General features: G+C 58.1%; 15 protein-coding genes. 10 read left to right on the top strand and 5 right to left on the bottom strand.

The features are described from left to right. Nucleotides 1-17 precede the first annotated feature (17 nt). From ACQG0S_RS18380 to citG, 7 genes are read left to right on the top strand one after another with little or no spacing between them, the layout of a single operon-like run. Nucleotides 18-881, top strand: a complete 864-nt coding sequence (locus ACQG0S_RS18380) for a fumarylacetoacetate hydrolase family protein (RefSeq protein ID WP_063137637.1) — start codon at nt 18-20, stop codon at nt 879-881. A 13-nt stretch (nt 882-894) separates the two neighbouring features. Further along, nucleotides 895-1,917 (top strand): [citrate (pro-3S)-lyase] ligase, encoded by a 1,023-nt coding sequence (citC, locus tag ACQG0S_RS18375; protein WP_155019371.1) that lies wholly within the window; start codon nt 895-897, stop codon nt 1,915-1,917. 16 nt (nt 1,918-1,933) lie between these two features. Beyond that, the gene (gene citD / locus ACQG0S_RS18370) at nt 1,934-2,227 is read left to right on the top strand and encodes a citrate lyase acyl carrier protein (RefSeq protein ID WP_017382935.1); all 294 of its coding nucleotides are present in this window, start codon (nt 1,934-1,936) and stop codon (nt 2,225-2,227) included. Continuing rightward, nucleotides 2,224-3,099: a citrate (pro-3S)-lyase subunit beta gene (citE, locus tag ACQG0S_RS18365; protein WP_426750673.1), complete on the top strand. Its 876-nt coding sequence runs from the start codon at nt 2,224-2,226 to the stop codon at nt 3,097-3,099. The genes citD and citE overlap by 4 nt, the downstream gene beginning before the upstream one ends. 10 nt (nt 3,100-3,109) lie before the next feature. Further along, on the top strand, nt 3,110-4,627 hold the full coding sequence (gene citF / locus ACQG0S_RS18360) for a citrate lyase subunit alpha (RefSeq protein WP_169441302.1): 1,518 nt from the start codon (nt 3,110-3,112) through the stop codon (nt 4,625-4,627). A gap of 2 nt (nt 4,628-4,629) precedes the next feature. Beyond that, nucleotides 4,630-5,169, top strand: coding sequence for a citrate lyase holo-[acyl-carrier protein] synthase (gene citX, locus ACQG0S_RS18355; protein WP_022649366.1), 540 nt, complete (start codon nt 4,630-4,632; stop codon nt 5,167-5,169). Beyond that, entirely contained in the window at nt 5,147-5,950 is an 804-nt protein-coding gene (gene citG / locus ACQG0S_RS18350) for a triphosphoribosyl-dephospho-CoA synthase CitG (protein WP_063137634.1), read from the top strand. Before citX ends, citG begins: the two co-directional genes overlap by 23 nt. Nucleotides 5,951-6,029: 79 nt before the next feature. Here the strand turns inward: citG and ACQG0S_RS18345 are convergent, their stop codons facing one another. From ACQG0S_RS18345 to mutY, 4 genes are all read right to left on the bottom strand, one after another. Next, nucleotides 6,030-7,286 (bottom strand): nucleoside permease, encoded by a 1,257-nt coding sequence (locus tag ACQG0S_RS18345; RefSeq protein WP_022649364.1) that lies wholly within the window; start codon nt 7,284-7,286, stop codon nt 6,030-6,032. A gap of 292 nt (nt 7,287-7,578) precedes the next feature. Beyond that, on the bottom strand, nt 7,579-8,655 hold the full coding sequence (mltC, locus tag ACQG0S_RS18340; RefSeq protein ID WP_032621902.1) for a membrane-bound lytic murein transglycosylase MltC: 1,077 nt from the start codon (nt 8,653-8,655) through the stop codon (nt 7,579-7,581). A 124-nt stretch (nt 8,656-8,779) separates the two neighbouring features. Next, nucleotides 8,780-9,052, bottom strand: a complete 273-nt coding sequence (locus ACQG0S_RS18335) for an oxidative damage protection protein (RefSeq protein WP_003862425.1) — start codon at nt 9,050-9,052, stop codon at nt 8,780-8,782. 26 nt (nt 9,053-9,078) lie between these two features. Beyond that, nucleotides 9,079-10,131 carry an A/G-specific adenine glycosylase gene (gene mutY, locus ACQG0S_RS18330; RefSeq protein WP_169441300.1) on the bottom strand — a complete coding sequence of 351 codons (1,053 nt, stop codon included), beginning with the start codon at nt 10,129-10,131 and terminating at the stop codon, nt 9,079-9,081. 144 nt (nt 10,132-10,275) lie between these two features. Between mutY and trmB the strand changes: the two genes are divergently transcribed. The 3 genes from trmB to ACQG0S_RS18315 are packed head-to-tail and all read left to right on the top strand — an operon-like array spanning nt 10,276 to nt 12,095. After that, the gene (gene trmB / locus ACQG0S_RS18325; RefSeq protein WP_022649361.1) at nt 10,276-10,995 is read left to right on the top strand and encodes a tRNA (guanosine(46)-N7)-methyltransferase TrmB; all 720 of its coding nucleotides are present in this window, start codon (nt 10,276-10,278) and stop codon (nt 10,993-10,995) included. Continuing rightward, entirely contained in the window at nt 10,995-11,321 is a 327-nt protein-coding gene (locus ACQG0S_RS18320) for a YggL family protein (RefSeq protein ID WP_003862421.1), read from the top strand. Before trmB ends, ACQG0S_RS18320 begins: the two co-directional genes overlap by 1 nt. A 57-nt stretch (nt 11,322-11,378) precedes the next feature. Further along, on the top strand, nt 11,379-12,095 hold the full coding sequence (locus ACQG0S_RS18315; protein WP_022649360.1) for a DUF2884 domain-containing protein: 717 nt from the start codon (nt 11,379-11,381) through the stop codon (nt 12,093-12,095). 83 nt (nt 12,096-12,178) lie between these two features. Here ACQG0S_RS18315 and ACQG0S_RS18310 read toward each other — a convergent pair whose 3' ends face one another. After that, on the bottom strand, nt 12,179-12,517 hold the full coding sequence (locus ACQG0S_RS18310; protein ID WP_063137633.1) for an endonuclease domain-containing protein: 339 nt from the start codon (nt 12,515-12,517) through the stop codon (nt 12,179-12,181). Nucleotides 12,518-12,555 lie beyond the last annotated feature (38 nt).

The raw sequence follows: 12,555 nt of genomic DNA, 5'->3' as shown, positions 1-12,555 counted from the left end.
GTTTTCAGGAAAGAACAATGAAACTCGCAAGCTTTTTATACCAGGGTAAACGCAGCTACGGCATCGTTCAGGCCGGGGGCGTGATTGATTTAGGCCGCCGCCTGGGCGACCGCTATGGCGACCTTAAAGCGCTGTTGCAGGGGAACGGGCTGGCGCAGGCCACCCGTTTTCTGAACGACGCGGTGGATGTACCGCTGAACGCCATCACCTTCTTACCGGTGATTGTCCAGCCGGAAAAAATTCTCTGCGTGGGCATGAACTATGCCGACAAGCGCAAGGAGTTTGATCAGCATAACCCGGCCCCGACCCTGTTTGTCCGCTTCCCGGATTCACAGATCGGCCACAACGAGCCGGTGCTGAAGCCGCGCCACTCCAGCGAGTTCGACTACGAAGGCGAGCTGGCGGTGATCATCGGCAAAGGCGGGGAGAACATCAGCCGCGACGACGCCCTGCGCCACGTGGCGGGCTACAGCTGCTACATGGACGGCTCCGCCCGCGACTGGCAGCACACCTGGTTCACCGCCGGGAAAAACTGGCGGCAGACCGGGGCGTTCGGCCCGTGGATGGCGACGGCGGATGAGATCCCGGACCCGCACAGCCTGGCGATCCGCACCTGGCTGAACGGCCGCATGGTGCAGGAGGACAACACCAGCAGCATGATCCACAAGGTGGCGGAGCTGATCGAGTACATCAGCACCTTCACCCGTCTCAGCCCGGGCGACGTGATCATCACCGGCTCGCCTGGCGGGGTGGGTAAAAAGCGCAACCCGCCACTGTTTATGAAGGAGGGGGATCGCATTGAGGTGGAGATCGAACATATCGGTCATCTGAGCAACGTGATCGTGGAAGCGCCAGCCGTCGGGCTCGCGGCAGCGCACTGAGTAAGGCGGCAGCATGCAATCGCAACCCATTGATTTTCGCCACACCGTTGTGGCGAAACACCCGGAACGCTTAAGCCAGATCCGCTACCTGCTGGCAGACAGCGGCCTTGGCCTGGACAACGACATCACGCTGTTTGTTGAAGCCTGGTCCGGCGCGCAGCTGGTGGGTTGCGCCGGGCTTGCTGCCAACGTCATCAAGTGCGTCGCGGTCAACGAGCAGCTTCGTGGGGAAAACCTCAGCGCGCGTCTGCTGGCAGAGGTGGAAAATGCGGCGCTGGAGCGCGGCCATTTTCACCTCTTCCTCTGCACCCGTCCGTGCAATAAGGAACGCTTTGGCCGCAGCGGTTTCTGGCCGGTTGCCCAGAGCGGGAACAGCGCGGTGCTAATGGAGAACACTCCGCAAGGGATCGTGCGCTACTGCCGTACCTTAAGCCGGATGCGAAAGGGCGGGGAAAAAATTGGCGCGATAGTGATGAACGCCAACCCGTTCACCCTCGGTCACCGTCATCTGGTGGAGCAGGCGGCGGCGCAGTGCGATGCTCTACATCTGTTCGTGGTGCGTGAAGACGCCTCGTTCTTCCCGTTCAGCGCGCGCCTTGAGATGGTGCGCGCGGGCGTGGCGCATCTGCCGAACGTGGTGGTGCATGAAGGCTCGCAGTACATCATCTCCCGCGCCACGTTTCCGGCCTACTTCCTGAAGGAGACCGGCAAAGTGCAGCAGGCGTGGAGCGAGATCGACGTGCTGATCTTCCGGGACTTTATCGCCCCGGCGCTGGGCATCACGCACCGCTTCATCGGCTCGGAGCCGTTCTGCGATATCACCCGCCAGTACAACCAGACGCTGCACGACCTGCTGGCCTCGCACATCGACGTGGTGGAGATGCCGCGCATCAAAGCCACCGGCAACGCCATTTCGGCCTCGGAAGTGCGCCGTTTACTCAAGACACAGCAGTTTTCCCGGATCCGGGAGATTGTCCCGGACTCCACCTTCGCGCACCTCGAAGCACATTATCGTGCGAGTGCGGAAGTCGCATAACTATCAGGAATTTATCATGAATATTGTAAGGGAGGCGCTGGCCGGAACGCAGGAGTCCAGCGACCTGATGGTGAAAATCGCCCCCGCTCACGGTGAGCTGGAGATTGTCATCCACAGTGAAGTGATTAAGCAGTTTGGCGAGCAAATACGCCAGGTGGTCAACGACACATTGCGCGCCATGAACGTGCACCAGGGATTAATCATTATTGAAGACAAAGGGGCGCTGGACTGTGTGATCCGCGCCCGCCTGCAAAGCGCGCTTCTGCGTGCCGCCGATGAACAGGCCATCAACTGGGGGGCGCTGAAATGAGCAAACTCCTCCGCAGTATGCTGTTCCTGCCGGGCGCCAATGCCGCCATGCTCTCCACCGCCTTTATCTACCGCCCCGACTCCATCATGTTTGACCTTGAGGACGCCGTGGCCCTGCGTGAGAAAGACACCGCACGCATGCTGGTGTTCCACGCGTTGCAGCACCCGATGTATCAGGATATCGAAACCGTGGTGCGTATTAACCCGCTGAGCACGCCGTTTGGCCTGCTGGATCTGGAGGCCGCCGTACGCGCGGGCGTAGACGTGATTCGCCTGCCAAAAACCGACACCCCGGACGATATCTACGAGCTGGAAGGCCACCTGGAGCGCATTGAGCAGGAGTGCGGGCGCGAAGTGGGTTCCACCCGCGTGATGGCGGCGATTGAATCGGCCATTGGCGTCATCAACGCCGTGGCGATTGCCCGCAGCTCCCCGCGACTTATCGGCATCGCGCTGGCCGCCTTTGACTACGTAATGGACATGCAGACCGAGCGCGGCGACGGCACCGAGCTGTTCTACGCCCGCTGCGCCGTGCTGCACGCCGCCCGCGCGGCAGGCATCGACGCTTTCGACGTGGTGTGGTCAGACGTTAATGACGAAGCCGGGTTCCTGCGCGAGGTCGATCTGATCCGCAAGATGGGCTTTAACGGCAAATCGCTGATTAACCCGCGCCAGATTGACCTGCTGCACAACGCCTACGCCCCGACTCAGGAAGAGGTGGAGCACGCCAAACGGGTGATTGAAGCGGCAGAAGAGGGCGAGCGTAACGGCCTGGGCGTGGTCTCGCTCAACGGCAAAATGGTGGATGCACCGATTATTAACCACGCGCAGGTGGTGCTGGAGCGCGCGGCGGCCTCCGGCGTGCGTCGGTAAGGATGACATAATGAATCAGACAGAACTTCTCCATGTGAATTTCCCCCATCTGCGGGATCTGAAGCCCTTTGATACCGCCCACAGCGCGACGCCGTGGCTGGCGGACAGCGAGGCGAAACACAACCGTAAGCTTTGCGCCTCCCTCGAAGAAGCCGTCATGCGCAGCGGCTTGCAGGACGGGATGACCATCTCTTTCCACCATGCCTTTCGCGAAGGCGACCGGGTGATCAACACCGTTGTGGCGCTGCTGGCGCGGATGGGTTTTAAAAATTTGACCCTGGCCTCCAGCTCGCTGATGACCTGCAACGACGCGCTGATCGAGCATATTCAAAGCGGCGTGATCGCCCGAATTTACACCTCCGGTATGCGCGGCAGGCTGGCGGAGGCCATCTCCCACGGGCTGATGGACGAGCCGGTACAAATTCACTCCCACGGGGGGCGCGTGAAGCTGCTCCAGGATGGCGAGCTGAATATCGACGTGGCATTTCTCGGCGTGCCGTGCAGCGATGAGTTTGGCAACGCCAACGGCACGCAGGGCAAATCGTGCTGCGGTTCGCTGGGCTACGCCATGGTGGACGCACACTTTGCCCGTAAGGTGGTGCTGCTGACCGAAGAACTGGTGCCGTTCCCGAATATGCCCGCCAGCCTGGTGCAGGATCAGGTGGACTACATCGTGCAGGTGGAGAGCGTGGGCGACCCGGCGAAAATCAGCGTCGGTGCGGCGCGCGTCACCAGCAACCCGCGCGAGCTGATGATTGCCCGCTATGCGGCGGACGTGATTGAACACTCTGGTTACTTTAAACCGGGCTTCTCGATGCAGACCGGCTCCGGCGCGGCGGCGACCGCCTGCACCCGCTTTATGGAAGAGAAGATGGAGCGCAGCGGCGTGAAGGCGCGCTTCGCCCTTGGCGGTATCACCGGCAACCTGGTGGATTTGCACGAGAAGGGGCTCATCGAAAAGCTGCTCGACACCCAGTGCTTTGACGGCCAGGCAGCGGCCTCGCTGGCGCGCAACCCGAACCACGTGGAGATCTCCACCAACGTCTACGCCAACCCCGGCAGCAAGGCGGCAAGCTGCGACCAGCTCGACGTGGTGATCCTCAGCGCGCTGGAAATCGACGTCGATTTTAACGTCAACGTCATCACCGGATCCGACGGCGTGATGCGCGGCGCATCCGGCGGGCACTGCGACGTGGCGTCGGCAGCCAACCTGACCATTGTGGTCGCGCCGCTGCTGCGAAGCCGCATCCCGACCGTTGTGAAGCGCGTTACCACGCGCCTCACGCCGGGGGAGAGCATTGACGTGCTGGTCACCGACCACGGTATTGCGGTCAACCCGGCGCGCCCGGAGATCCGCGAACGACTCATGGAAGCAGGCCTGAAGGTTGTAGATATCAACGCGCTCTATGAGCGGGCGATTTCCCTGACCGGCGTACCGAAACCGATTGAGTTCACAGACAAAATTGTCGGGGTGATCCGCTACCGCGACGGCAGCGTGATCGACACCGTTCGACAGGTAAAGGAGTGAATATGACTATTGCGACACCCGTGCGGACGGGTGTCAGCCTGGACGCGCTACTGGCGGCGAAAGAGCGCCGCGCAGCCCGTCAGGCTGACTGGCTTACGCACCATCAACAACCGGTGATCTCCCTAACGCTGGTCACGCCCGGGCAAATCAAAGACAGCCTGCGCTATCGCAACACCATGGGCGTGGCGTTACAGATGTGCGACCAGCTGCTGTGGGAAAACCGCTGGCAGGTGCTGGATCGCCAGGTGCTCTGGCTACCCACCGGACCTGAAGCGCTGTGGTGCGTCGCGCATCCGGCGGCGGAAATTAAAGCGCACTGTGCTGAACTGGAGCAGACGCACCCGCTCGGCAGACTGTGGGATCTGGATGTGATCTGCCCTGAAAACGGCCACGTTGGCCGTCAGTCGTTGGGTTCACACCTCAGGCGCTGTCTGATTTGCGACGAGCCTGCCCACGCTTGTTCCCGTTCTCGGCACCATCCCGTTGAGCAGGTGGTTTCCCGCGTGGAGAAAATGATAGATGACTGGTTTGCTCGCGACTAAACCGCGCCCGGTTGATGTTCCTGCGCTTGCCGCAGAGGCGCTGTGGCAGGAGCTGGAGCTGACCCCCAAACCGGGGCTGGTGGACAGGCTCAATAACGGCTCCCATCGCGATATGGACCATATCTTATTCCTCCGCAGCATTGCGGCGATTACGCCGTGGTTTGCCCGTTTTGCGGAACTGGGTGAAGCACATGCGGAAAAACCTGCTGGAGAGCAGCTACGGATTATCCGCCCGATGGGAATGGCCTGTGAGCAGGCGATGTACGCCGCCACGGGCGGGGTGAACACGCACAAGGGCGGGATTTTTGCCCTTGGTTTGCTCTGCTTCGCCGCCGGACGTGTGAAAAATATCTCTGCGGATAGCCTCTGTTGTGAGGTAAGTAACATCTGTCGTGGGCTCGTGGCGCGGGAACTGGGCGGGCGCAGCGGGCAGGCAACGGCGGGAGAGCGACAGTTTCAGCAGTACGGTTTAACCGGCGCGCGCGGTGAGGCAGAAAGCGGCTTCAGCACGGTGCGTAAGGCTTTGGATGCGTGGAACGGTCAGTCGCTTCACGCCCTGCTGTTGCGCCTGATGGCGGTAAATCAGGACAGCAATCTCGTTTCGCGCGGCGGCATTGAGGGGCTGCGCTACGTTCAGGGCTACGCGCGGGAATTACTGGCTAACGGCTGGGACTGCGAGGCGTTGCTGAAGATGGATAAGGCATTGATTGAACGCAATCTGAGCCCGGGCGGCAGCGCGGATTTGCTGTCGGTGGGGTGGGTGCTTTCTGGAATAAAATAGCCGGGTGGCGGCTACGCCTTACCCGGCCTACGGTCTGGTTTTGTAGGCCCGGTAAGCGCAGCGCCACCGGGCACAACAATCAATGCGCGATCGGCTGCGCACCGTGTGGTTCGCGTACGTGCTTGTACTTGAACAGCACGATGAACGCGAAGAAAAGCACCAGTGAGTACCCGGCGAAGATCAGCCACACTGGCTGCCAGTTGGTGATGCCGTTGGTGGTATACATCTCAACCACTTTGCCGCTCACCACGCCGCCCAGAATACAGCCGAAGCCGTTGGTCATCATCAGGAACATGCCCTGCGCGCTGGCGCGAATTTCAGGTTTCACCTCTTTTTCTACAAACACCGAGCCGGAGATGTTGAAGAAGTCGAAGGCGCAGCCGTAAACAATCATCGACAGAACCAGCAGCACGGTACCGAACGCGCTTGGGTCGCCGTAGGCGAACAGACCGAAGCGCAACATCCAGGCAGCGATACTGATCAGCATGACGTTCTTGATGCCGTAGCGGCTCAGGAAGAACGGGATGGTCAGGATGAACAGCGTCTCAGAGATCTGCGAGATGGACATCATCACCGACGCGTGTTCAACGATAAAGCTCCCGGCAAACAGCGGATCGTTATCGAAGCTGTGCAGGAAGGTATTACCGAACATGTTGGTGATTTGCAGTTCCGCGCCCAGCAGCATGGAGAAAATAAAGAAGATCGCCATGCGCTTGTTTTTGAACAGGGCGAAGGCATCCAGGCCAAGCATGGTGCTCCAGCTCTGGTTTTTCTGCTGGTTAGAAACCGGAATGGTGGGCAGCGTCAGGGTGAACAGCGCCAGCAGCACGGAGAGCGCGGCACCAATATACAGCTGCATGTGGCTCAGCTCGAAGCCCGCGAAGCTCACGCCCCACATTGCCATGATAAAGCCGATGGTGCCCCAGATACGGATTGGCGGGAAGTCGGTGACGATATCCAGACCGGCAGATTTCAGGCGGTAGTAGGAGATGGTGTTGATCAGGCCAAGCGTTGGCATATAGGCCAGCGAGTTAAGCAGGATCACCATGAACATCGCCCCCGGCGTGGTCACTTCGGCCGCCATAAACAGCGTCCCCGCACCCACCAGGTGGCAAAGCATATACAGCCATTTCGCGCTTAGCCATTTATCCGCCACGATACCGAGCAGCGTTGGCATGAAAACAGCCGCAATACCCAGCGAGCTGTAGACGGCACCGATTGACGCGCCATCGAACTTGAGCGTCACAAACATATAGGAGCCGAGTGTAGTCAGCCAGCTACCCCACAGGCAGAACTGCAGAAACGACAAGATTTTAAGCTGCAGCTTAAGGTTCATGTTACTTTCCTCACAAGTGAGCGGGAGATATGTTGTTATAGGAACATTCAGGGTTGTTATTTGATGCAATTCTATCAGTTGGCAACGATATGTTTTGTTACCTCCCGCAAAAAAATGCAATCCACATTAATTTGCAGTTTGGATTGTGATGCAAATAGCATTTTTGTATGGGTGGGATGAGATGGGTGCGGTCTGATGCCCCCTCACCCTAACCCTCTCCCCAAAGGGGAGAGGGAACTTGAACACCCTCTCCCCTTTGGGGAGAGGGCAGGGTGAGGGGTGGTGTTGGTTTCTAGCGGCGACGGTAGTTCTTCTGCGCCGTATTCACCTTATACAGATAGCGGCGGGATTCCGCAGACGGGTGGCGAGTGGTGAGGGTTGAGTAGACATCCCCCGGCGCCATGCTGTTGATGATGTTCGCGGCCTGAACTTTATCGTTCGAGAAGACGCGCAGGACGCTGCCCGCGCCGCCGTTGTAGGCGGTGATCACCGCATAGCGACGTGAAGTCGGGTTATCAATCCCGCCGAGATAAACATTGTTCAGCATCGCCAGATATGCGGTACCGGTATCAATGTTGCTTTGCGGGTCAAACAGGTAGCTGCGGCTCGGCGTACCGGATTTCCCCTGCGCGCGGAACACGTCTTTACCGGCGCTGTGCTGCACAACCTGCATCAGCCCCAGCGCGTCGGAACGGCTCACCGCATACGGGTTGAACGAGGATTCGGTCTGCATAATCGCCAGGATCAGCGACTCATCCACGCCATACTTACGCGACGCCTGACGCACCATGCCCAGATACTTATGCGCACGCTTGTCGAGGTGGTTCGGCACCAGGTTGATCGTAACGCTATAGATCACCTTCAGGCCATTGGTGCGGCTTTTCAGGCGCGTTTGCAGCAAATAGTCTGCGAAGTTCGTCGCGCGCCCTTCCCAGCGAATCGGCTGACCGGTCTGGTCAACGACCTGCCCATACAGGAATGGCTCTTTGGAGATAGTGATGTCATCGGCATCAGAGTAGAGATCGATAGATCCCGGATCGTCGCCCATCAGCAGGGTTTTGATGATGGCCTGACGTAAATGCGCCGCAGGTTCAGTCCCCGCGATGGTTTCAATCGTAATCGTACCGTCATCGAAGTTGATGTGGCTACGGGTCTGATAGGCGTCGGTATACTTAACGTAGTCCTTCGGTCCGGCAATAAGAACTTCGTTAAATCCCCATATGTTCTCGATGTTATGGGCAAACTGCCCCATCAAAATGTCAAAACCGTTGGTGTCCTTAACCCAGGCTTCGTTATAGCTATCGCCCTTTTTGGAAGAACAAGACACAAGCAACGGCGCAACAAGTGCTAGCGCTAATAGTTTTTTCATCATTCCGGGAGTGCGTGTTGTGTTTGCTTTGAGGTTGCTGTTGCCGGGTGGCGCTGCGCTTACCCGGCCTACATAACCGTAGGCCCGTGCAAGCGCAGCGCCGCCGGGCAGCAGCCGCAGAGTATTATTTTTCCGGTGGCGTATAGCCTTCGATGTGGACGTCTTTACCCTCGAACAGGAAGTTCACCATCTCCTGCTCCAGCAGCTTGCGGTGTTCCGGGTTCATCATGCTGAGCTTTTTCTCGTTGATCAGCATGGTCTGTTTTTTCTGCCACTGTCCCCAGGCTTCTTTGGAGATCTCGTTGTAAATGCGTTTACCCAGGTCGCCCGGGTAGAGCTGGAAATCCTGGCCTTCAGCGTCGCGCTGCAGGAAAGTACAAAAAATGGTTCTGGCCATACTCATTCCTCTTTGTCTTGCCGATGCTAAACCATTGCACCGACACGTAATTGCTGTAACAGGCGCTCCACGGGAGCCGCCAGCCCGACTGATGGCGGTTGCGCTAAGTTATACCAGAGAGCGGTGCCTTCATCCATGCAGGAGGTGAATGAGGACACGGGAAGCCACATAGGCACAATATCCAGATGGAAATGGCTGAAGGTATGACGGAACGCGTTGAGTTGCGTCAGGGTATCGGCCGCAATGCCGCGCTGTTCAAGCCATGCCCGAAGCGAAGCTTCATCCTCAAACTGTGGGAAGCAGTATAGACTACCCCACAGGCCACTCGGCGGGCGCTGGGCGAGAAACACCTCGTCGCCATGCTGCATCAGCAGCATGTACCCGGTGCGTTCAGGCAGCGTCTGCTTCGGTTTTTTCCCCGGATACTGCGCCCAGGAGTGGTTCGCATAGGCCACGCAGAGGTTATTTACCGGGCAGAGTTCGCACTTCGGTTTTGAACGGGTGCAGACCATCGCGCCCAGATCCATCATCGCCTGGTTAAAACGTTCCACCCCTTTCGCCGGAGTGACCGCTTCACTGATCTCCCACAGGCGCTTCTCAACCTCTTTCTTGCCCGGCCAGCCTTCTACGGCGTAGCAGCGTGCCAGCACGCGCTTGACGTTGCCGTCGAGAATAGGGAAATGCTTGCCTAAAGACAGGGAAAGGATTGCGCCTGCGGTTGAACGCCCGACGCCGGGCAAATCCGCAACCTCGTCAAAGGTCTCCGGGAATTTACCGTTGTGGCGGGTGGCGACCTGCTGTGCGGCTTTGTGCAGGTTGCGCGCGCGGGCGTAATAGCCGAGGCCTGTCCACAGGTGCAATACCTCGTCTAACGGCGCGTTGGCCAGATCGGTGATTGTCGGGAAGCGCGCCATAAAACGCTCGAAGTAAGGAATGACCGTCGCGACCTGCGTTTGTTGCAACATCACCTCGGAGAGCCATACTTTGTAAGGCGTTTTTTCAATTTGCCAGGGCAGGGTTTTACGCCCGTATTTGTCGTACCAGTCCAGCACCTGGGCTGAAAATTGAGAGGCTTGCATGGTCATCGATTCGCTTAATCAGGGAGGCAGATTGCAGCACAGCGTCAATCTGCTGTAAACCGGATCTTTCCCATGCTTGCATAGAAGCCTTAACTTTGGATAATGCCCGTTTCCCGTACACTCTCACAAGCAGACAACTCTTTTATGAAAAACGACGTCATTTCACCGGAATTTGATGAAAACGGTCGCCCGCTGCGCCGTATTCGCAGCTTTGTCCGCCGTCAGGGCCGCCTGACAAAAGGGCAGCAACACGCGCTGGACAACTACTGGCCGGTGATGGGCGTTGAGTTCAGCGAGCAGCCGCTCGACTTTACCGAGCTGTTTGGCCGCGATGCGCCAGTGACGCTGGAGATCGGTTTTGGCATGGGCACCTCGCTGGTCACTATGGCGAAAGCGCGACCGGAGCAGAACTTCCTCGGTATTGAAGTGCACTCGCCAGGCGTCGGTGCGTGTCTGGCAACGGCCCATGAAGAGGGCGTTGAGAACCTGCGCGTTATGTGTCACGACGCGGTGGAAGTGCTGCACAAAATGATTCCTGACAATTCTTTGAACATGGTTCAGCTCTTTTTCCCTGACCCGTGGCACAAAGCGCGTCATAATAAACGCCGTATCGTTCAGGCGCCGTTTGCCGAGCTGGTGAAAAGTAAGCTTAAGCTGGGCGGCGTCTTCCACATGGCGACCGACTGGGAACCTTATGCGGAACATATGCTGGAAGTGATGTCGTCGCTGGACGGGTATAAAAACCAGTCTGAAAGCAACGACTACGTACCGCGTCCGGATTCACGTCCGGTGACAAAATTTGAACAGCGTGGCCATCGTCTTGGTCACGGCGTATGGGACTTAATGTTCGAGAGGGTGAAATAATGGCAAAGAATCGTAGTCGTCGTCTGCGTAAAAAGATGCACATCGAAGAATTCCAGGAAGTGGGTTTCTCCGTTGCCTGGCGTTTCCCGGAAGGCACCAGCGTTGAGCAGATCGATCAGGACGTTGATGCGTTCATCAACGAGGTGATCGAACCCAACAAGCTGGCCTTCGACGGTAGCGGCTATCTGGCGTGGGAAGGTCTGATTTGCACCCAGGAAGTGGGGAAATGCACCGAAGAACATCAGGCGCTGGTACGCAAATGGCTTGAAGACCACAAACTGGAAGATGTCCGCGTCAGCGAACTTTTCGACGTTTGGTGGGACTAATAAAGCAAGAACGGGGCCAGCATTAGCTGGCCCATTTTGTCTGAGGGAGTGTTGAAGATGCGTAAAACGTTGCTGGCGGTTGCTTTACTGGCAATCGGAACCACCGCCCATGCGGAGTATAAATGTAGCGTCACCCCGCGTGACGACGTGGTATTAAGCCCGCAAACCGTGCAGGTTAAGGGCGAGAATGGCAATCTGGTGATCACGCCGGATGGCAACGTGACGTTTAACGGCAAACAGCAAAACCTGACGGCCGCCCAGCGCGAGCAGGCGATGGACTACCAGGCCGAGTTGCGTACCGCGCTGCCATGGATAAACGATGGCGCGCTGACCCGCGTTGAGAAGGGCCGCGTGGCGCTGGATAAAATCATCACCAAAGAGGTGGGGGAGAGCAGCAATATGCGCACCCGCCTGACGAAGCTGGATAAACAGCTGAAAGAACAGATGAACCGCATTATTGAGACGCGCTCTGATGGCCTGACGTTCCACTATAAGGCGATCGATCAGGTGCGAGCCGACGGTCAGCAGCTGGTGAACCAGGCGATGGGCGGCATTCTCCAGGACAGCATCAACGAGATGGGCGCCAAAGCGGTGCTGAAAGGCGGCGGTAATCCGTTGCAGGGTGTACTGGGTAGCCTGGGCGGACTGCAAACCTCGATTCAGAACGAGTGGAAGAATCAGGAAGCCGATTTCCAGCAGTTCGGCAAAGACGTGTGTAAACGCGTGGTGTCCCTGGAAGACAGCCGGAAGGCGCTGGTGGGGACGCTGAAGTAACGCCTCTGCGCGTAGGGCCCCTCACCCCGGCCCTCTCCCCAGGGGAGAGGGAGTAACCAGTTCCCTCTCCCTGTGGGAGAGGGTTAGGGTGAGGGCATCAGGCATTGCAATCGTTGCAGAATAGCCATCAGCATCTCCTCCTCATTAGCCCTGAATTCATGATTCCAGAACCGTACGACTTCCCAGCAGTTCGCATTCAAAAACTCGGTGCGACGAGAGTCATAGGCCTCTTTATCCTGATGTTGCCCCCCGTCCAGCTCAACAATCAGTTTCGCCTTAAAGCAGGCAAAATCCACGATGTACGGCCCAACCGGCATCTGTCGGCGAAACTTATACCCAAAGAAGCGGCGACCTCTGAGCAGATACCAGAGGCGTAATTCTTCGGGTGTCATTTGTTTGCGGAGTTGTTTTGATTTTTCCATCCCCACACTCTGCCAGCCTTTCCCTCAACCAGCAGAAC

Source organism: Enterobacter cloacae complex sp. 418I7 (genome assembly GCF_050030705.1).
Taxonomy (GTDB): domain Bacteria; phylum Pseudomonadota; class Gammaproteobacteria; order Enterobacterales; family Enterobacteriaceae; genus Enterobacter; species Enterobacter intestinihominis.
Note: the sequence above shows the minus strand (reverse complement) of the source record. Positions and strands in the feature narration are given on the sequence as shown.

Coding starts and splice junctions, on each gene's coding strand:
- ACQG0S_RS18380 (WP_063137637.1), top strand. CDS start 18: ATGAAACTCGCAAGCTTTTTATACCAGGGTAAACGCAGCTACGGCATC.
- citC (WP_155019371.1), top strand. CDS start 895: ATGCAATCGCAACCCATTGATTTTCGCCACACCGTTGTGGCGAAACAC.
- citD (WP_017382935.1), top strand. CDS start 1,934: ATGAATATTGTAAGGGAGGCGCTGGCCGGAACGCAGGAGTCCAGCGAC.
- citE (WP_426750673.1), top strand. CDS start 2,224: ATGAGCAAACTCCTCCGCAGTATGCTGTTCCTGCCGGGCGCCAATGCC.
- citF (WP_169441302.1), top strand. CDS start 3,110: ATGAATCAGACAGAACTTCTCCATGTGAATTTCCCCCATCTGCGGGAT.
- citX (WP_022649366.1), top strand. CDS start 4,630: ATGACTATTGCGACACCCGTGCGGACGGGTGTCAGCCTGGACGCGCTA.
- citG (WP_063137634.1), top strand. CDS start 5,147: ATGACTGGTTTGCTCGCGACTAAACCGCGCCCGGTTGATGTTCCTGCG.
- ACQG0S_RS18345 (WP_022649364.1), bottom strand. CDS start 7,286: ATGAACCTTAAGCTGCAGCTTAAAATCTTGTCGTTTCTGCAGTTCTGC.
- mltC (WP_032621902.1), bottom strand. CDS start 8,655: ATGAAAAAACTATTAGCGCTAGCACTTGTTGCGCCGTTGCTTGTGTCT.
- ACQG0S_RS18335 (WP_003862425.1), bottom strand. CDS start 9,052: ATGGCCAGAACCATTTTTTGTACTTTCCTGCAGCGCGACGCTGAAGGC.
- mutY (WP_169441300.1), bottom strand. CDS start 10,131: ATGCAAGCCTCTCAATTTTCAGCCCAGGTGCTGGACTGGTACGACAAA.
- trmB (WP_022649361.1), top strand. CDS start 10,276: ATGAAAAACGACGTCATTTCACCGGAATTTGATGAAAACGGTCGCCCG.
- ACQG0S_RS18320 (WP_003862421.1), top strand. CDS start 10,995: ATGGCAAAGAATCGTAGTCGTCGTCTGCGTAAAAAGATGCACATCGAA.
- ACQG0S_RS18315 (WP_022649360.1), top strand. CDS start 11,379: ATGCGTAAAACGTTGCTGGCGGTTGCTTTACTGGCAATCGGAACCACC.
- ACQG0S_RS18310 (WP_063137633.1), bottom strand. CDS start 12,517: ATGGAAAAATCAAAACAACTCCGCAAACAAATGACACCCGAAGAATTA.